18 protein-coding genes are annotated in these 19,073 nt (G+C 65.0%); 7 read left to right on the top strand and 11 right to left on the bottom strand.

What is annotated here, in order from left to right; genetic code table 11:
• Window positions 1-52: 52 nt before the first annotated feature.
• The 4 genes from pheA to gyrA form a co-directional block, all read right to left on the bottom strand.
• On the bottom strand, window positions 53-1,153 hold the full coding sequence (gene pheA, locus T31B1_RS16530) for a prephenate dehydratase (protein ID WP_353250627.1): 1,101 nt from the start codon (window positions 1,151-1,153) through the stop codon (window positions 53-55).
• A 10-nt stretch (window positions 1,154-1,163) separates the two neighbouring features.
• Window positions 1,164-2,357, bottom strand: coding sequence for a phosphoglycerate dehydrogenase (locus T31B1_RS16525; RefSeq protein ID WP_353250626.1), 1,194 nt, complete (start codon window positions 2,355-2,357; stop codon window positions 1,164-1,166).
• A 119-nt stretch (window positions 2,358-2,476) separates the two neighbouring features.
• The gene (gene serC, locus T31B1_RS16520; protein WP_353250625.1) at window positions 2,477-3,562 is read right to left on the bottom strand and encodes a 3-phosphoserine/phosphohydroxythreonine transaminase; all 1,086 of its coding nucleotides are present in this window, start codon (window positions 3,560-3,562) and stop codon (window positions 2,477-2,479) included.
• Window positions 3,563-3,602: 40 nt separating this feature from the next.
• A complete protein-coding gene (gene gyrA / locus T31B1_RS16515; protein ID WP_353250624.1) occupies window positions 3,603-6,254 on the bottom strand; it encodes a DNA gyrase subunit A in 2,652 nt (883 codons plus the stop codon).
• Window positions 6,255-6,493: 239 nt separating this feature from the next.
• Here gyrA and T31B1_RS16510 point away from each other — a divergent pair, with 239 nt between their 5' ends.
• Genes T31B1_RS16510 through T31B1_RS16495 form a run of 4 tightly spaced genes read left to right on the top strand, consistent with a single transcriptional unit; the run spans window position 6,494 to window position 9,925 of the window.
• Window positions 6,494-7,825, top strand: coding sequence for a TRZ/ATZ family hydrolase (locus tag T31B1_RS16510; protein ID WP_353250623.1), 1,332 nt, complete (start codon window positions 6,494-6,496; stop codon window positions 7,823-7,825).
• Complete coding sequence (gene ubiG, locus T31B1_RS16505) at window positions 7,822-8,529, top strand: bifunctional 2-polyprenyl-6-hydroxyphenol methylase/3-demethylubiquinol 3-O-methyltransferase UbiG (protein WP_353250622.1); 708 nt, start codon at window positions 7,822-7,824, stop codon at window positions 8,527-8,529. The genes T31B1_RS16510 and ubiG overlap by 4 nt, the downstream gene beginning before the upstream one ends.
• Window positions 8,529-9,197 carry an HAD family hydrolase gene (locus tag T31B1_RS16500; protein WP_353250621.1) on the top strand — a complete coding sequence of 223 codons (669 nt, stop codon included), beginning with the start codon at window positions 8,529-8,531 and terminating at the stop codon, window positions 9,195-9,197. Before ubiG ends, T31B1_RS16500 begins: the two co-directional genes overlap by 1 nt.
• The gene (locus T31B1_RS16495; protein WP_353250620.1) at window positions 9,194-9,925 is read left to right on the top strand and encodes an SDR family NAD(P)-dependent oxidoreductase; all 732 of its coding nucleotides are present in this window, start codon (window positions 9,194-9,196) and stop codon (window positions 9,923-9,925) included. The genes T31B1_RS16500 and T31B1_RS16495 overlap by 4 nt, the downstream gene beginning before the upstream one ends.
• On the opposite strand, the gene T31B1_RS16490 is transcribed toward T31B1_RS16495, so the two are convergent.
• From T31B1_RS16490 to T31B1_RS16460, 7 genes are all read right to left on the bottom strand, one after another.
• Window positions 9,922-10,641, bottom strand: a complete 720-nt coding sequence (locus tag T31B1_RS16490) for an endonuclease III domain-containing protein (protein WP_353250619.1) — start codon at window positions 10,639-10,641, stop codon at window positions 9,922-9,924. The two genes, T31B1_RS16495 and T31B1_RS16490, sit on opposite strands and share 4 nt — an antisense overlap.
• Before the next feature lie 2 nt (window positions 10,642-10,643).
• Window positions 10,644-11,387, bottom strand: a complete 744-nt coding sequence (gene rluB, locus T31B1_RS16485; protein WP_353250618.1) for a 23S rRNA pseudouridine(2605) synthase RluB — start codon at window positions 11,385-11,387, stop codon at window positions 10,644-10,646.
• A gap of 200 nt (window positions 11,388-11,587) precedes the next feature.
• A complete protein-coding gene (locus T31B1_RS16480) occupies window positions 11,588-12,376 on the bottom strand; it encodes a ferredoxin--NADP reductase (RefSeq protein WP_353250617.1) in 789 nt (262 codons plus the stop codon).
• Window positions 12,377-12,472: 96 nt separating this feature from the next.
• Window positions 12,473-13,234, bottom strand: a complete 762-nt coding sequence (scpB, locus tag T31B1_RS16475) for an SMC-Scp complex subunit ScpB (protein ID WP_353250616.1) — start codon at window positions 13,232-13,234, stop codon at window positions 12,473-12,475.
• Window positions 13,231-14,058: a segregation and condensation protein A gene (locus tag T31B1_RS16470; protein ID WP_502951014.1), complete on the bottom strand. Its 828-nt coding sequence runs from the start codon at window positions 14,056-14,058 to the stop codon at window positions 13,231-13,233. The genes scpB and T31B1_RS16470 overlap by 4 nt, the downstream gene beginning before the upstream one ends.
• 46 nt (window positions 14,059-14,104) lie before the next feature.
• Window positions 14,105-15,118, bottom strand: a complete 1,014-nt coding sequence (trpS, locus tag T31B1_RS16465; protein WP_353250615.1) for a tryptophan--tRNA ligase — start codon at window positions 15,116-15,118, stop codon at window positions 14,105-14,107.
• 103 nt (window positions 15,119-15,221) lie between these two features.
• The gene (locus T31B1_RS16460) at window positions 15,222-15,860 is read right to left on the bottom strand and encodes an L-threonylcarbamoyladenylate synthase (RefSeq protein ID WP_353250614.1); all 639 of its coding nucleotides are present in this window, start codon (window positions 15,858-15,860) and stop codon (window positions 15,222-15,224) included.
• 241 nt (window positions 15,861-16,101) lie between these two features.
• On the opposite strand from T31B1_RS16460, the gene T31B1_RS16455 reads away from it, so the two are divergent.
• From T31B1_RS16455 to T31B1_RS16445, 3 genes are read left to right on the top strand one after another with little or no spacing between them, the layout of a single operon-like run.
• Window positions 16,102-16,401, top strand: a complete 300-nt coding sequence (locus T31B1_RS16455) for a YciI family protein (RefSeq protein WP_353250613.1) — start codon at window positions 16,102-16,104, stop codon at window positions 16,399-16,401.
• A 47-nt stretch (window positions 16,402-16,448) separates the two neighbouring features.
• Window positions 16,449-16,715 (top strand): BolA family protein, encoded by a 267-nt coding sequence (locus tag T31B1_RS16450; RefSeq protein WP_353250612.1) that lies wholly within the window; start codon window positions 16,449-16,451, stop codon window positions 16,713-16,715.
• Between the two features lie 49 nt (window positions 16,716-16,764).
• On the top strand, window positions 16,765-18,855 hold the full coding sequence (locus T31B1_RS16445; RefSeq protein WP_353250611.1) for a TonB-dependent receptor family protein: 2,091 nt from the start codon (window positions 16,765-16,767) through the stop codon (window positions 18,853-18,855).
• Window positions 18,856-19,073: the final 218 nt, after the last annotated feature.

Genomic DNA, 19,073 nt, shown 5'->3' with positions numbered 1-19,073 from the left:
CGCGTGGCCCGTCACACGTTACGATACGCCGCCGCGCGGCCATGCGCGCGTGCTAGCCGTGCTCGGGGCTGATCGCGCGTGGGTAGGCGCCGAGCACCTTGAGCATGGCCGCCTGGCTTTCGATGGCCTCGATCACTCGCCGGACCCGCTCTTCGTCGGCGTGCCCTTCGATATCGATAAAGAAATTGTAATCCCAGGCCTGGCGGCGGGAAGGCCGCGACTCGATCCGCGCCAGATCCACGCCCGCATCCGCGGCCGGCGTGAGCAGACGATGCAGCATGCCCGGCTGGTTGCGAATGGCGACCAGGATGGAGGTCATATCGGAGCCCGTGGCCGGTACACGCTGCTTGCCCAGCACCAGAAAACGCGTGGTGTTGTTGGGCTCGTCCTCGATATTGGATGCCAGAATGCCCAGCTCGTAGAACTCCGAGGCGGCGCGCCCGGCGATCGCCGCGGCCTGGCGTTCGCCAGCCACCATGCGAGCCGCTTCGCCATTGCTGGCCACCGCCTCGCGCACCACGCCGGGCAAGTGGCTGTCCAGCCATTTGCGGCACTGGGCCAGCGACTGGGCATGCGCGACCACCCGCTTGACGCGAGACAAATCCCGCGCGTTCGACAGCAGGTGATGATGCACCGCGAGCGCGACCTCGCCACAGATCGACAACGTACTGCCGACCAGCTGATCGAGCGTATGGCTGACCACGCCCTCGGTCGAGTTCTCGACCGGCACGACGCCGAAATCAGCGTTGCCTGCCTCGACCTCGCGGAAGATCTCGTCGATCGCCGCCATCGGCAGCGCGTTCACGGCATGCCCGAAGTGCTTGTAGACCGCGGCCTGGGTATAGGTACCTTCCGGGCCGAGATAAGCGACCTTGAGCGGCGATTCGAGCGCCAGGCAGGCCGACATGACCTCGCGCATCAGCCGCGTGATCGTCGCATCCGTCAGCGGCCCGTCATTGCGTGCGGCCACTCGCTTGAGTACATCCGCTTCGCGCTCGGGCCGGTAGAAGTCGCTGCGCCCCTGGGACTGCTTGATACGGGCGACGTCCAGCGCCACGCCGGCCCGCTCTGCGATCAGCTGCTGGATCTGTTCGTCCAGCGCATCGATACGCTGTCGCGCCGAGGCCAGGGCCGCATCGTCGGATGAACTCATGCGACCGGCCCTACTCGACGTCGCTGCCCACGGCGCCGAGATAGCGCACGCACAGCACGCCTTCGATGCCCTTGAGCTCATCGAGTGCCTCGTCGGCCACCGCGGCGTCGACGTCGACCAGCGTATAGGCGATCTCGCCCTTGGACTTGTTCAGCAGATCCGCGATGTTGTGCTTGTGACGGGCGAGCGTCGAGGAGATCTGGCCGACCATGTTCGGCACGTTGTGGTTGACCACCACGATGCGGTGCGCATGCGAGGTCGGCGGCATGATCGCTTCGGGAAAGTTCACCGAATTGCGGATATTGCCGACTTCCAGATAGTCGCGGAGCTGATCGGCGATCATGACCGCACTGTTGTCCTCGGCCTCGTCGGTGGACGCGCCCAGATGCGGCAGCGTGATCACGCGATCGTGGCCCCGCAGTTTCTCCGAGGGAAAATCGCAGACATAGTAGGCCAGTCGGCCGGATTCCAGTGCGCCCAGCACGGCATCCTCGTCAACGATCTCGGCACGCGAGAAATTGAGCAGCACGGCGTCCTTGCGCATGAGCTTGAGCCGCTTGGCATCGATCAGCCCGCGTGTATCGTCGACCAGCGGCACGTGCAGGGACACGTAGTCCGAACGCGAGAGCAGCTCGTCGACCGACAATGCCTGCGAGACGTTGGCATGCAGGCGCCAGGCGTTGTTGACGGTGATGCCCGGGTCGAAGCCGAGCACGTTCATACCCAGATCGCGTGCGGCGTTGGCCACCTGCACGCCGATCGCGCCCAGACCGGCCACACCCAGTGTACGGCCCGGCAGCTCGACGCCCTTGAAGCGCTTCTTGCCGGCCTCGACCTCCTTCTTGAGCGCATCGCCCGTAGAGGTGAGCTCCTCGACATAGCGCCAGGCGCCAATGATATTGCGCGACGACAGCAACAGCCCGGAGAGCACCAGTTCCTTGACCGCGTTGGCGTTGGCGCCCGGGGCGTTGAACACCGGCACGCCGCGCTTGGTCATGTCGGCCACGGGGATATTGTTGACGCCGGCACCGGCGCGGCCGATGGCACGCACGCTATCGGCGATATCCATGTCGTGCATGTTGTGCGAACGCAGGATGATCGCATCCGGCCGCGACAGCTCCGAGGCCACTTCATAGATCTCGCGCGGCAGGCGATCGAGGCCCTTCGACGAAATGCTGTTGAGTGTCTGAACCTTGAATGTCATAGAAACCCTTGTCGGCAGATTCTTACCAAGAAAACGAACCGCAGAAGACGCCGGCGCCAGCGCTTGCACGCCATATCGTCCACCGCTGGCAGGGTCGGCGAAAACCGCGGATTCGTGTTCTACCCGTTGTCTTTTTCGAAGGCACGCATGAAGTCCACCAGCGCGTCGACGCCGGCCTGCGGCATGGCATTGTAGATGGATGCGCGCATGCCGCCGACCGATCGATGGCCTTTGAGCGTGGACAGCCCGGCCGCCTCGGCCTCGGCGAGGAATTTCTTGTTCAGGCTTTCGTCGGCAAGCAGGAACGGCACGTTCATGCGTGAACGCGCCTTGGCCGCTACCGGATTACGATAGAAGTCGGAGCCGTCGATGGCTTCGTACAGCGTCTTCGCCTTCTTCGCGTTGAGCTCGGCCATGCCTTCCAGACCGCCGTTGTCGAGGATCCACTCGAACGTCAGCCCGCACATGTACCAGGCAAAGCACGAAGGCGTGTTGAGCATGGAGTCGGCGTCGGCCTGCTGCTTGTAGTCGAGCACCATGGGCACGCCTTTCTGCGGATTGCCCATGAGGTCGTTACGTACGATCACCAGCGTCATGCCGGCCGGCCCGGCGTTCTTCTGGGCCCCGGCATAGATGACCCCGAACTTGGATACGTCGATGGGCTTGGACAAGAACGCCGATGACCAGTCGGCCACCAGCGGCACGTCGCCCGTGTCGGGCACGTCCGGAAATTCGATGCCTTCAATGGTCTCGTTGGGCGTGTAGTGCACATAGGCCGCATCATCACGCAATTGCCAGTCGCCACGCGGCGGCACGTCGGTGAAGCTGCCATCCACGGCGGAATTGGCCGCGACCTGGGCATCGCCGAACTTGCCGGCCTCCTTGACCGCCTTCTTGCCCCAGCTGCCGTTGATGACGTAATCGGCCTTGGACGAATCACCCATCAGGTTCAGCGGCACGCCCGCGAACTGGCCGGCCGCCCCACCCTGCAGGAACAGGATGCTGTAATCGTCGGGCACGTTGAGAAGGGTCTTGAGATCGGCGCGCGCCTTGTCGGCGATGGACACGAACTCCGATCCGCGATGGCTCATTTCCATCACGGACATCCCGCAGCCCTGCCAATCCAGCAGATCGGCCTGCGCCTTTTCTAGAACCTCGACCGGCAGCGTCGCCGGGCCTGCACTGAAGTTGTAAACACGTGCCATTGGAACTGGTTCTCCCGATTGCTGTGAATACGGCGCGATGCTACTCGCTGTCCGTGTCGTTGTCGTGATCGCCCGGCGCAGCGGCGCCTCCGGTCGAGCGATCGTCGTCCGCGGCCGATTCGTTCGGCTCATCGACATCGGATGCGCCGTCTTCGTCCTCGTCCACGGCGATACGGTCGACGCCCACCAGATGCTGGTCGTCGGCCACGCGAATGATGCGCACGCCCTGCGTGTTGCGGCCCAGCACCGAAATCTCGGCCACCGCGGTACGGATCAGCGTGCCCATGTTCGAGATCAGCATGATCTCGTCGTCGTCGAGCACCTGCGTCGCGCCGACCACCGAGCCGGTCTTGTCGGATTGCTTGAGTGCGAGCACGCCCTGGCCGCCGCGGCCGCGCAGCGGATAGTCGTCGACCGGCGTGCGCTTGCCGTAGCCATGTTCGGTGACGGTGAGGATTTCGCCGTCACGGATCACGATGAGCGCGATGACCTTGGCCTGAGCATCCGGCAGGCGAATACCGCGTACGCCGGCGGCCGTGCGGCCCATCGAGCGGACGTCCTCTTCACCGAAGCGGATCACCTTGCCGTGGGAGGCGAACAACATCACTTCGTCGCCCTGGCCAGACGTCAGATCCACGCCGACCAGCGCGTCGTCGTCCCTGAGATCGATCGCGATGATGCCGTTGCTGCGTGGTCGCGAGAACTGCTCCAGCGCGGTCTTCTTGACCGTGCCACTGCGGGTGGCGAAGAAGACGTTTTCGCCGGTGGCGAAATCCTTGATCGGCAGCACCTGGCTGATGCGCTCGTCGGATTCCAGCGGCAATAGGTTGACGATCGGCTTGCCGCGCGCGCCGCGACCGGCGCTGGGCAGCTCGTAGACCTTCAGCCAGTAGGCCTTGCCAGCCGACGAAAAGCACAGCAGCGTGTCGTGGGTGTGGGTGACCCACAGCTTGTCGATGAAATCGGCGTCCTTGGTCGCGGTCGCCGACTTGCCGCGGCCGCCGCGGCGCTGGGCTCGATAGGCGTCCAGGGGCTGGCTTTTGACATACCCCTCGTGGGTCAGGGTCACGACCACATCCTCGGGCGTGATCAGGTCAGCCGTGGTCAGATCGACATGGTGATCCAGGATCTGGGTCTTTCGGGCATCGCCGTAGTCGCGCTTGATCGCCTCGAGCTCTTCGGTGATGACCTCGAACAGGCGCGCCATGCTCGACAGGATCTCGATATAGTCGGCGATCGCATCGAGCAGCTTTTCGAACTCCTCGATGATCTTGTCCTGCTCGAGCCCGGTGAGCCGATGCAGGCGCAGATCCAGGATCGCCTGGGCCTGGGTCTCGGTCAGGCGATAGCTGCCGCTGTCCTGCAGGCCGAACGCCGCATCCAGGTCGGCCGGGCGCGAGGCAGTGGCCCCGGCACGCTCGAGCATGTCCACGACCTGCCCGGGCGGCCAGGTTTTGGCGACCAGCGCCTCGCGCGCCTCGGCCGGCCCGCTCGAGGCCTTGATCAGCGCGATCACCTCGTCGATGTTCGCCAGCGCGATGGTCAGCCCTTCCAGCACGTGCGCACGGGCACGTGCCTTGGCCAGCTCGAACTGCGTACGCCGGGTGACGACTTCGCGCCGGTGGCGAATGAACGCCTCGAGCATTTGCTTGAGGTTGAGCGTACGCGGCTGGCCGTCGTCCAGCGCCACCATGTTGATGCCGAACACGGTCTGCATCGACGAATGTCGATAGAGATTGTTGAGCACCACTTCGGGCGTCTCGCCGCGGCGCAGCTCGACGACCATGCGCATGCCGTCCTTATCGGACTCGTCGCGCAGCTCGGTGATTCCCTCGATACGCTTTTCCTTGACCAGTTCGGCGATCTTTTCCAGCAATCGCGCCTTGTTGACCTGATAGGGCAGCTCGGTGACCACGATCGACTGCTTGCCGCGCTCGTCGACGTCCTCGAAATGGGCCCGGGCGCGCATATAGATCCGCCCGCGGCCGGTTTCATAGGCTTCGCGAATGCCGTCGGCGCCGTTGATCATGGCCGCGGTCGGAAAATCCGGCCCGGGCACGTGCGCCATCAGGCCGGCGACATCGATCTCCGGGTTCTCGATCAGCGCCAGGCAGGCGTTGATGATCTCCACCAGATTGTGCGGCGGAATATTGGTCGCCATGCCGACCGCGATGCCGGTGCCGCCGTTGACCAGCAGGTTCGGCAGCCGCGTGGGCAGGACCGCCGGCTCGGATTCGGACTCGTCGTAGTTCGGGATGAAATCGACGGTGTCCTTCTCGATGTCGGCCAGAATCTCGTGGGCGAGCTTGGCCATACGCACTTCGGTATAGCGCATCGCCGCCGGCGCATCGCCGTCGATCGAGCCGAAGTTGCCCTGACCGTCGACCAGGACATAGCGCATGGAGAAATCCTGCGCCATGCGTACGATCGTGTCGTAGACGGCCGAATCGCCATGCGGGTGATACTTACCGATCACGTCGCCGACCACACGGGCCGATTTCTTGTATGGCTTGTTCCAGTCGTTGGACAGCTCGCGCATCGCATACAGCACACGCCGATGCACCGGCTTGAGACCGTCGCGCACATCCGGCAGCGCGCGTCCGACGATGACGCTCATCGCGTAGTCGAGATACGACTGGCGCATCTCGTCTTCGAGGTTGATCGAGAGAATCTCTTTTGCGACGTCGGCCATAGACTTGTTCTGGTGGTGCGAAACGCCCCCGGCGCCGTCTCGACGACGGCCTGTGAAACGGCATCCCACGGACTGGCAGTCGGTGTTGCGCGCCGCAAAGCCGCAGGCTTTGATCGGCCCGAATACACCGTCGCGTAAAGCCGGTCATGTTAGCACAGCCAACATGCCAAAAGGCCCCGACTACGCTAGAGTGGCGGCCATTGACGCCCACCACCGTCGCCCGCCGGGCACCGTGTTCCATGACCAAGATCGACACACTCATCTGTGCCCGCTGGATCGTGCCCGTCGACGGCGACCGGCGGTTGCTGGAAGACCACGCGGTAGCGGTCCATCGCGGCTCGATCGAAGCCGTGCTGCCGGTCGACCAGGCCCACGAACGCTATACGCCCGCCGAAATCGTGGAACTGGACCGCCATGTACTGCTGCCCGGTCTGATCAACACCCATACCCATGCAGCGATGAACCTCATGCGCGGCATTGCCAACGACATGCCGCTCATGCCATGGCTGACCGAACACATCTGGCCGATCGAGGGCGCGTTCATGTCGGCCGAATTCGTGGCCGACGGCACCGACCTGGCCATGGCCGAAATGCTCCGCGGCGGCACGACCTGCTTCAACGACATGTATTTCTTCCCCGACGTGGTCGCCGACCGCGTCGACCATGCCGGCATGCGTGCGGCCGTCGGCATGATCGTGATCGACTTCCCCACCGTCTGGGCCGCCAACGCCGCCGAGTATCTGGAAAAGGGCCTGGCACTGCGCGATGCCTGGCGAGGCCACGACCGTATCACCACGGTGTTTGCGCCCCATGCGCCCTATACGGTCTCCGACGGGCCGCTGAACAAGATCCGAACCTACGCCGACGAGATGGACCTGCGCGTGCACATGCACGTTCACGAGACTGCCTTCGAGGTCGAGGACAGCGTGCAGAAGCACGGCGAACGGCCGCTGGCGCGTCTGGAGCGGCTGGGCCTGCTCACACCGGGCTTCATGGCCGTGCACATGACCCAGCTGACCGACACCGAAATCGCCCGCTGTGCCGCCCAGGGCGTGCATGTGCTGCATTCACCCGAATCCAATCTCAAGCTGGCCAGCGGGCTATGCCCGGTCCAGCGGCTGCTCGATGCCGGCGTCAACGTCGCGTTGGGCACCGATGGCGCGGCATCGAACAACGATCTGGACATGATCGGCGAAATGCGTACGGCAGCCTTCATCGGCAAGGTCGCCGCCGACGACGCCGCAGCGGTGAGCGCCGATCGCGTGCTCGCCATGGCCACGATCAACGGAGCGAAGGCGCTCGGACTGGATCACGTCACCGGTTCGATCGTGCCCGGCAAGGCGGCCGATCTCTGCGCGGTGGATCTCGGTGCCATCGAAACCCAGCCTGTGTTCGACCCGGTGCCCGCTCTGGTCTACAACGCCAGCCGCGAACAGGTTACCGATACGTGGGTCGCCGGCCGTCGACTGCTGGCCGAGCGCCGCCTGACCACGCTGGACGAGACCGATATCCTGTCCCGCGCCGAACACTGGCGCACACAGTTGGCCGATCACGACAAGGACGCCCCATGACCCAGGATCAGAATGCCGAGCTCGCCAAATTCGGACAGCTGGCCGCGCGTTGGTGGGATGCGACCGGCGAGATGCGTGCGCTGCACGACATCAACCCGTTGCGATGCGATTTCATCGACCGGCGGGCGCCGCTGGCCGGCAAGCGCGTGCTCGATGTCGGCTGCGGCGCGGGCATCCTCTGCGAAGCTCTGGCACGCCGGGGTGCGAAGGTCACCGGGCTGGATCTTGCGCCCGAACTGATCGAGGCCGCACGCGCCCATGCGGCAGAGGCCGACCTGGAGATCGATTATCGCTGCACATCGAGCCGCGACGTTTCCGCAGAGCAGGCGGGCACCTTCGATATCGTGGTGTGCTACGAGATGCTCGAACACGTCGACGAGCCCGCCTACGTGGTCGAGGACTGCGCGATGGCCTGCGCGCCGGGCGGTCAGCTGTTCTTTTCGACCATTAACCGCAGCGCCAAGTCGTGGCTGCTCGCAATCGGCGCCGGCGAATACCTGCTGCACCTGTTGCCGCGCGGTACCCACGATTATGCCAAGCTCATCCGCCCGGCCGAGCTGTCGCGATGGTGTCGCAACGCCGGCCTGGACGTCGAGACCATCTGCGGCATGCACTACAACCCGCTGACCCACGGCGCGCGCCTGTCGCGCTCGCCGGACGTCAACTATTTCCTCCACGCCCGCAAGCCCGAGGGCGCGGCCTGATGGGCGCGGTGTTATTCGACCTGGACGGCACGCTCGTCGATACCGCGCCGGATCTCGCCGGCGCGGTCAACGACATGCGCGTCGAACGCGGGCTCGATCCCCTGCCCCTGGCCGAGCTGGCGCCGCTCTGCTCCTTCGGCGGGCGCGGCATGCTGGGCAAGGGCCTGGATCTGACCCCGGAGCACGCCGCCTATGCCGAGACCTACGACGCCTTCATCGAAGCCTACCGGGCGCGCATGACGCGCGAGTCGCGCGCCTTCGAGGGCATGCGCAAGCTCGTGGCCGATATCGTGGCCGGCGGCGATATATGGGGCGTGATCACCAACAAGACCGAGGCACTGGCCCGGCCGCTGATGGATCACCTGGACTTCGATCCGCCACCGGCCTGCGTGATCGGCGGCGATTCGGCAGGCGTGGCCAAGCCCGATCCGGCGCCCATGTTCATGGCCTGCCGGCAGATCTTCGTGGATCCGACCGACTGCATCTATGTTGGCGATTCGGACCGCGACGTGGCGGCGGGCCGTGCCGCCGGCATGGCCACGATCGCGGTGGCCTACGGTTATATCCCGGTCGGCGACGATATCCACGGCTGGAACGCCGACATCGTGGTCGATCGCGTGGCGGACCTGCGCTCGGCCATCCATACCCTGAAGCAAAGGAACTCATGAGCCAGACGACTCCCCTGGCCGGACGCGTGGTACTCATCACCGGCGCGGGCGGCGGCCTTGGCGGGCCGGTATCGCGTGCGGTCGCCGCAGCCGGCGCCGAATGCGTGCTGCTCGGCCGACGTGAACGTACGCTCACGCCGGTTTTCGATTCCATCGTGGCGGACGGCAGTCCCGAGCCCGCGCTGTTTCCGCTGGACGTGACCAAGGCCGGCGAAGACGATTATCAGCGCCTGGTCGATGGTATCGCCGCCGACTGCGGCCGCCTGGACGGGATCGTGCATCTCGCCGGGCGGTTCGACGGGCTGATGCCGCTGGCAACCCACCCCATCGACGGCTGGCAGCGAATCATGCATGTCAACCTGACTGCCGCCTTTGCGCTCACCCAGCTCAGCCTGCCCCTGCTTCAGGCCGCCGGCGATGCCTCTGTGGTGTTCACCGCCGATCGGCCCGCGGCCACGCCGAAAGCGTTCTGGGGCGCCTACGGGGTAGCCAAAGCCGGCCTGGAGGCACTGATGCAGATGTTCGCCGTCGAGCACGCCCAATCCGACAACCTGCGTTTCAACGCCGTCGACCCCGGCCCCTGCAAGACCGCGCTGCGCAAGAAAGCCTTTCCGGCGGCCGTGGAACTGGGGGCATTGCCCGAACAGATCGTCGGACCGTACGTGCATCTATTGTCGGCGGCCGCTCGCGGGACCACCGGACAGACGGTGGCCGCACAGCCCGACTAGCGCCCGGCCTCGGCGCGTGGCGTGTTCGGCTGCGCCTGCGCACGTGCATGCGCACAGCCAGGGGCCAGCGCACAGGCCGCGCAGTCGGGCGCGCGCTTGTGACAGCGTCCGCGCGCGTGCGCCACGATCAGCGCATGCAGCTCGTCGTAGAAGATCGCGTCCTCGGCCGGCCCCACGGCCTCGATACGGCGACGCAGCCGTTCGTAATTGCGCGGCCCGTCGCTCCAGCCGTAACGCTCGAGAATACGAAAAGCATAGGCGTCCGCTACGAAGCACGGTCGGCCGAAGGCGTACAACAGGATGACGTCGGCGGTCTCGAAGCCGATCCCGTGCAGGCTGAGCAGATCGGCACGCAGCGTTTCGGTAGACCAGGCCTCCAGTGCCTGGAAACCACCCCTGTCGACAAACCATGTACACAGCGCCTGCAGCCGGCGCGCCTTGACGCGATGCGGGCCGGCCCGGCGGATCAGCTCAGCCAGATCGGCGTGTTCCAGTAACGCCCGAGCCGTGAGAGGGCCGGCCTCGCGCAGCGCCGCTATCGCGATCTCGACGTTGGTCCAGGCGGTATGCTGGGTAAGCACCGCGCCGACGAGAATCTCGAAGCGCGGATTGGCTTCGTCCTGGGTCGGCCACCACCGCTGACAGCCATACGCGGCCAGCAGGTCGTCGTGAAAGCGGCGCAGGCCCGCTGCGCTTGGCGTGTCCCGCCCGCCCACGATCAACGCTTGAGATCGACGAGCCCGGCCAGTTCCCGCACCTGTTTGCGATCGAGCTCGCGCCAGCCGCCGGCCTTGACGCCACTCGGCAGGCCCACCGTGCCGAAGCCCGTTCGCATCAGCCGCGACACGGTCACACCCTGACTCGCCCACAGTCGTCTGACCACTCGATTACGCCCCTGCCGGACGGTGACTTCGAACCAGCGGTTGGCGCGATGCGCGTCCTCGCCCACGCGGATGGAGTCGAAACGCGCGGTGCCGTCGTCGAGCTCCACGCCCGCCAGCAGCCGGTCGAGCATGGCATCGTCGACCTCGCCGCGGATACGCACGGCATAACTGCGTACCACTTCGTAACTGGGATGCTCCAGGCGGCGCTTGAGCTCGCCGTCGGTGGTGACAAGCAGCAGGCCCGAGGTGTTGACGTCCAGCCGCCCGACCGCGAGCCAGCGGCCGGCGCGCAGTTTGGGCAGGCTCTTGAAAATGGTGGGCCGACCTTCGGGATCACGCCGGGTGACCACCTGGTCCACGTGCTTCTTGTACGCCAGTACACGACAGCCGACGGCAAGCCTTTCCTCGAGATTCAATAATTTGCCGTCCATGCGCACCCGATCATGGACGCTGGCCCGGTCGCCGAGCGTAGCCACCTTGTCGTTGATCCGCAGTCGGCCGGATTCGATGACCTGCTCGATCTGGCGGCGCGAGCCGTAACCGGCGCGGGCCAGCAGCTTCTGTAGACGTTCGGACATTGACTTACCTTTGGCCCATGGAAATCGCCGATGATCGGCGTGGGCGTTAGTGTAAACGCCCCGCGCAACGACAGCCCGGCACGCGGTTCGACCACACCCGCTGGCCCGGGCCCGGCCAGGCGACAGGCTACGACCGAACAGCGGCTGGGTCAGGCGCGCCGCGCCGTCATCGGCACCGGCGTATCGATCGGGATGCGTGTCTATTTGTCGACGAAGGCTCGCTCGATGACATAGTCGCCCGGCGCACCGATATGCGGCGACACCTCGAAACCGTGACGGTCCAGCAACGCCGAGGTGTCGTCCAGCATTGCGGGGCTGCCACAGATCATCGCTCGGTCATGCGCGGCATCCAGCGGCGCCAGTCCCAGATCGGAGCAGATTCGGCCGTTATCGAGCAGCGTGGTCAGCCGGCCCTGGTTGCGAAACGCCTCACGACTCACCACCGGATAGTAAAGCAGTTGCTCGCGCGCCAGATCGCCGAAGATCTCGTCCTCGGGCAAATGCTTTTCGAACAGGGCTCGATAGGCCAGATCGTTCTCATAGCGCACGCCATGAACCACGATCACGCGCTCGAATCGCTCGTAGGTGTCCGGATCGCGCACGATCGACAGGAACGGCGCCAGCCCGGTGCCGGTGGCCAGCAGGAACAGGTTGCGCCCGGGGTGCAGATCGGTGATCAGCAGGGTGCCGGTGGGCTTGCGCGAGACCAGCACCTCGTCGCCGACCTTCAGATGCGCCAGGCGCGAGGTCAGCGGACCATCCGGCACCTTGATCGAGAAGAACTCGAGCTTTTCCTCATAGTTGGCCGATACGATGCTGTAGGCACGCAGCAGCGGCTTGCGCTCGCCGATCGCCTCCCCCGACAAGCCGATCATGACGAACTGGCCGTTGTCGAAGCGCAGCGCCTCGTCACGGGTGGTGGTGAACGAGAAAAGCGAATCGTTCCAGTGATGCACGCTCAATACGCGCTCGGTGTTGAGAGCTGCCATCGATCATCCAGTATTGATCTCGGCCACGCCGCGATTCCGGCGGGCCAGAAAGTCCACGTTCACAGCATGGGTGCCGCGCGACGGTTTCCAACCCCGTCAGTGGGTCGGGGGGTCGGAATCCGGCGGTACCGCCACCTCGGGTGCCGGTGCGGCTGGCCTGCCCTCGACATCGTCCGAGGCCGCAGCAGCGGAGATCGCGTCGGCTTCGCTGTCGGTGTCGGTCAACCGCGCCATGGCGGCCTCGAGCGCGTCCAGATCCTTGATCTCCGGCAGGCTGGGCAGATCGGCCAGTCGCTTGACACCGAAGTCGTCCAGAAATTTCGCCGTGGTGCCGAACAGCGCGGGCCGGCCCGGTACCTCCCGATAGCCGACGACCTTGATCCAGTCGAATTCGACCAACGTCTTGACGATGTTAGACGACACGGAAACGCCGCGGACGGCTTCGATATCCGAGCGCGCGATCGGCTGGCGATAGCAGATCAGGGCCAGTGTTTCGAGCATTGCACGGGACAGCTTCGGCGGTCGTTCTTCCCACAGCCGCGCGACCAGCGATGCGTAATCGCTACCCACCTGGAAGCGCCAGCCGCCGGCCACCTCGACCAGGTCCACCGCCGCGGTTTCGTAGCGGTTGACCAGCGCCGACAGCGCGACCCGTACATCGGCCTTGTCCAGCGCATGGGTGGTTTCGAGCAGGCGTACCAGCTGATCGACCGACAACGGCTTGTCCGCAGCCATCAACAGCGCTTCGACGCAGCTGACGACGCGCTCGGCGACCTCGGTCTGATCCGGCGCGGTCGGTTCGAGCCGTTCGGCCTGCCCGTCGTCGTCGTCGATACCATCGCGATGCGACTCGGTCATGACGCGTCTCCCTTCGTTGTGGGCGCGCCCGCCAGACGCAGTGAAACCGGCGCATAGGGCTCGGCCTGCTCGACGCGCACGAGCGACTCGCGGGCCAGTTCAAGGACGGCCAGAAACGACACCACAACGCCGAGACGCCCCTCGCCGACGTCGATGAGCGCCACGAATGCGGTGGGCGCGCCACCGGCCAGGCATTCCAGGATGCGACTCATATGCGCTCGCACCGACAGCGGCTCGCGCTCGATACGGTGTTCGGTAAACAGCTCGGCGCGCGTGAGCACGTCGCGCAGGGCCAGCAACAGCGCGCGCAAATCCGGGTCCGGTTCGGGTTTTTCGATATCCAGGCGTGCCGGGCCGTGCTGCACGGCATTCACATCGCGGCCGATCCGCGGCCATGCGTCGAGCTCTTCAGCGGCGGCCTTGAACTGTTCATACTCCTGCAGTCGACGAATCAGCTCGGCGCGCGGGTCGTCGCCTTCTTCCTCGGTTTCGCTGGGTTTGGGCAGCAGCATGCGCGACTTGATCTCGGCCAGCATGGCCGCCATGAGCAGGTATTCACCGGCGAGCTCGATCGCCAGCTCTTCCATGAGCTCGATATAGGCCATGTACTGCTGGGTGATGGTGAACACCGGAATATCGAGGATATCCAGATTCTGCTTGCGGATCAGATAGAGCAGCAGATCCAACGGGCCCTCGAAGGTCTCGAGAAAGACACGGAGCGCATCCGGCGGGATATACAGATCGTCCGGCAGCGCGTCGAGATGCTCGCCGGCGACCACGATACCCGCGGGCACCCGCGGCGCATCCGCTGTCTGCGCGCTCACGGTGCGATCCCCCGCGAGCCGGCCGACGACATGCCCGGCCAGCGCCTCACGCCGGTGGCAGAAAGCCGGTGACGGCCATCGCGCGTTCCAGGGTCGGTGCGGCGCGCTGGCGCGCCGCGGCTGCACCGCGAGCCAGCAGCGCATCCAGCCCGTCCACGTCATCACGGTATTCCTCATAGCGCGCCTGAAGCGGCTCGAGAAAGGCAACCACGGCATCGGCCAGATCGCCCTTGAGCGCACCATAGCCGGCGCCGGCATAACGGGATTCCAGATCGGCGATGGACTCGTCGGTCACTGCGGAATAGATCGACAGCAGGTTGGATACGCCAGGCTTGGCAGCTTCGTCGAAGCGGACTTCGCCGTCGGAATCGGTCACCGCTCGCTTGATCTTCTTGACTACTTTCTTCGGCTCGTCCAGCAGCTTGATAACGTTGGCCTCGACGTCGTCGGATTTGCTCATCTTGGCCGTCGGATCGCCCAGGCTCATGATCCGTGCCCCGACTTCGGGGATGAACGGCTCGGGTACGGTGAACAGGTCCTCGCCGGCGCGCGTGTTGAAGCGCTCGGCGAGATTGCGCGCCAGTTCCAGGTGCTGTTTCTGATCGTTGCCCACGGGCACCGCATCGGCTTGATACAACAGGATATCGGCGGCCATGAGCACGGGATAGTCAAACAGCCCGGCGTTAATATTGTCGGCGTTCTTCGAGGACTTGTCCTTGAACTGTGTCATCCGGTTGAGCTCGCCCATCGAGGTATGACAGTTGAGCAGCCAGGCCAGCTGCGCATGGGCCGGCACGTGGGATTGCACGAACAGCGTGGCCTTGTCCGGATCGATACCGGCGGCCAGATAGAGACACAGGAATTCGTGACACCGCTCGCGCAACGCCGCCGGGTCCTGGCGCACGGTGATCGCATGCATGTCGACGAGCGCAAACAGGCAGTCGTGGCTGTCCTGCATGGCCACCCAGTGCTTGAGTGCGCCGATGTAATTGCCGAGCGTCAGCGCGCCGGAGGGCTGGATGCCGGAAAGAACGATGGGTCTGGCTAGCTCGGAACTCACGCGGTGGCCTCTTCGAAATCTAAGTCAGCAGTGACTTGTCAAATTCGCGAGTATACGCAAAGCGGCCGCGGGGTTTGACCGGGCCGGGCGTCGCGCGCGCCGCTCAGGCTTCCACGGGATCCAGGCCGATCGCCTCTGCGCTGCCCTTGCCCAGGCGCAGGATCCTGGGCACGGCACCGGTCAGATCCACCACGGTCGTGGGCTCCATGCCGGTCGCGCCGGCGTCCACGATCAGATCGAGCTGCTTGTCGAAGGCATCACGCAACTCCGTGGCCTCGGACAGCGCGAACTCGTCGTCCGGTCGCTGAGCAGTCACCGACATGATCGGCGCATCCACCGCCTCGGCGATTGCACGGGCTACGGGGTGACCGGGTACGCGAATGCCGATGGTCTTGCGCTTCGGGTGGGCCAGCCAATTGGGCACCACCTTCGACGCCGGCAGCACGAAGGTATACGCGCCGGGCGTGGCAGCCTTGAGCAGCCGGAAGCTGGTGTTGTCGACCTTGGCATAGGTCGAGATCTCCGACAGGTCCCGGCAGACCAGCGTGAAGAAATGGTCACGCCCGAAACCACGCATCTGCCGTATCCGGTCGATCGCGTTCTTGTCGCCCATCGCACAGGCCAGGCCATAGGAGGAATCGGTCGGATAGCCGATTACCCGACCTGCGCGCAGCGCGTCGGCCACCTGGGCGATGCGCCGCGGCTGCGGGGTTTCGGCATGTACGTGGATCAGTTCTGCCATGACACGATTATAACCCAGGACGTATGCAAATCCGGTGTCTCGCCAGCGTACGACCCGCCGCAAGACCTCGTCGTGTCATACGCCTGGGTACGCCCCGCCCGCGGCGCCGGCATCAGGCCGCTCGGCACGTTTGCGGGCGACATCGCGTGGCCAGTCGCAGCACAGATACGGCACACTAGCGGCCAGCAGGTTCATTCAATATCGTCGGCGCACCGCGCGCCGGCCCGTCAGGACACCGATCATGGACTATTTCGCCATCGTATCCTTCGACGTTGCCGAGAGCAGCGACGGCCGCGCCAAGGCCGTCGAGGAACATCGTCAGCGTCTCAACGACCTGGACGCCGAAGGCCGTCTGCTGACCGCCGGTCCGCTGCCACGCGAGGACGCCTACGGCAAGATCGTCGACGGTTTCCAGGGCAGCATCATCATCGCCCAGTTCGAGAGTCTCGAGTCCGCACGCGCCTGGGCAAAAGTGGACCCGTACAACGCTCAGGGCGTGTATATGGAAAGCACTGTCTATCCTTACAAGAAGGTTTTCTGAGCGCTGAAGCGCACGGCCATTCTCGACTTCACCAGGGAACGCTTTTCATGAGCGATCGCATCCTGCGTATCCGGCAGGCGCTTCAGGCGGGGCTGGATACCGACGACATCGCCATCCGTGACGATGGTCACCTGCATGTGGGCCATGCCGGCGCGGCCAGCGGGCTCGGCCATTTTCATGTCACGGTCCGTTCGCACCGGTTCTCGGGCTGTTCGCCGATCGAGCGCCACAAGCTCGTCTACGAAGCGCTCGGCGAGCTGATGCATACCGATATTCATGCCGTATCGATCCGGGCCGTGGCACCGGAAGAATGAAGCGGACATAACGCCGGCAGCTCAGGCACCGGCCAATCAGGGGGACGGGGTGATTACAACAACAAAGCCCGCGCTGGCGGCCATCACGCTGGCCTTGGCCGGCGCCCTCAACGGCCCGGTCCGGGCACAGGAGCCGGTGACGGACGAACCGGCAACGCTCGATTCACTCGGGTCACTGGCCCCGATCGAAGTCGACAGCCTGCGCCTGACCACTGACATACTCACGACCCCGGCGGCGGTGGACGTGACCGAAGGCCAGGATGTCCAGCAGGGCCGGCGCAAGACCCAGCTCGACAACGCGCTCAACCGCACGCCCGGCGTCTACGCCAACAACGGTTCCAACTTCGCCCAGAATCTGCGCGTATCGATTCGGGGGTTCGGCGCCCGTTCGGCGTTCGGGGTGCGCGGCGTACGCGTAATCGTCGACGGCATTCCAGAGACCCTGCCCGACGGTCAGGCCCAGACCGACACTATCGACCTGGGCGCGGTCGAACGTCTGGAGGTCCTGCGTGGGCCGTTTTCAGCGCTCTACGGCAATGCGACCGGTGGCGTCATCGATGTCACCACCACCACGCCGGGCTCGGGTCCGGTCGACCGAGCCGAGCTGACCGCCGGCAGCAATGGCTACCGGCGCGAGGAAGTCGCCTCGGCGCGCCGCCTGGACGACTGGGGCTATGCGATTACTGCCTCGCAGCTGGATCTGGACGGCTATCGCGAACACGGCCGGGTCAAGAAGCAGCAGATCACCGGCAAGCTCGAGCGCGATGTCGGCACCACCGGCACGGTGCGGGTGATCACCCGTATTCTCGATGCGCCGGATACGCTGGACCCTGGCGGCGTCACGCGGGCGACCGCCCGCGCCGACCGTCGCTCCGCACGCGACGCCAATATCGCCTTCGATGCGCGCCAGTCGGCCTCTCAACAGACGGTGGGCCTGGTCTATGAAGACCAGCTCACCGAGCAGCAGGCCTATCAGGCCAACCTGTTCTACACCAACCGTGACTTCATCCAGTTTCTACCGTTCGAGGATGGCGGCGTGGTCAGCTACGATCGCGATTTTTTCGGCGGCGGCATCCAGACCACGCGTTTCGACGACCTGTTCGGCCGCGAGAATCAGCTCGTCGCTGGCGTGGACGTGCAGATTCAGCAGGACGATCGCCAGCGCTACGACAATATCGCCGGCGAGCGTGGCATCCTCGGCCTGGATGAGGATCAGACCGCGACCAGCGTCGGCGTATTCGCCCAGAACGTCTTCTCCGTTACCCCGTCGCTGGATCTGACCACCGGGCTGCGCTACGACTATCTCGATTTCGATATCGACGACAATTTCCCGGTATCGGCTGCCGATCCGGACGACTCCGGCGGGCGTACTTATCACGAGGTTTCGGCCAACGCCGGGCTGAGTTATGCCTGGCGCGACGACCAGCGGGTCTATTTCAATATCGCCAACGCGTTCGAATCGCCCACGTTCACCGAATTCGCCAATCCCGCGGGCAACGGTGGCTTCAATGACAATCTGGAGCCACAGAAGGCCGTCCAGTATGAAGTCGGCGCCAAGGGCAGCCTCAACGACGTGGCGCGCTACCAGATCAGCGCGTTCTGGATCGACGTGCGTGACGAGCTCGTGGTATTCAACAATACCGGCGCGCGCGATTTCTTCGAAAATTCCGGCAGATCGCGCCGCAAGGGAATCGAGGCCAAGCTCTCCGGCCAACTCACCGAGCAACTCAGCGCAACCGCGGCGTATACCCTGGCCAGCTACGAGTACCGCCAGTTCGTCGACGTCAACGGCAACGACTATGCCGGCCGCGATCTGCCCGGCCTGCCCGAGGAGACTTTGTTCGGGGAACTGGCCTGGCGCAGCGAAGGCGTGGGTTTTGCCGTGCTGGACATGCGCTACGCGTCGAGCTTCTTCGCCGATAATGCCAATACCGCGAAGATCGACCACGCCTGGGTATTCAACGGCCGGATCGGCAGGACCATTCCGTCCGCTGATGAGCGCGTGACGGTGTATCTGGGGGTCGACAACATCTTCGACGAAGTCTACTTCGACAACATCCGGATCAACGCTTTCGGCGGGCGCTACTACGAGCCCGCGCCGGATCGCAGCTTCTATGCCGGATTGAGCTATGAGCTGTGAACATCCGCCTTGTTGGATGGCGGGCCCCGGCGGCCTGTTCAGCCCCGCAAGGGGGAGTGCAGGCCGGCGTCGCCGACGCGATATCGGTTTCAGCAGCCGGACAGTGGCTGAAAGCCGGCTACTGCGTTCGCTTGCAGGCCGTCGCAGCTAGGCCTGCGGTAGCTGCGTGCACGGCAGGCCATCAGTCTGCCTGACCGGTGTGCGGTTGCGCGCAGCCG

It is taken from the genome of Salinisphaera sp. T31B1 (genome assembly GCF_040361275.1).
In the GTDB taxonomy this organism is placed as follows: Bacteria; Pseudomonadota; Gammaproteobacteria; order Nevskiales; family Salinisphaeraceae; genus Salinisphaera.
Note: the sequence above shows the minus strand (reverse complement) of the source record. Positions and strands in the feature narration are given on the sequence as shown.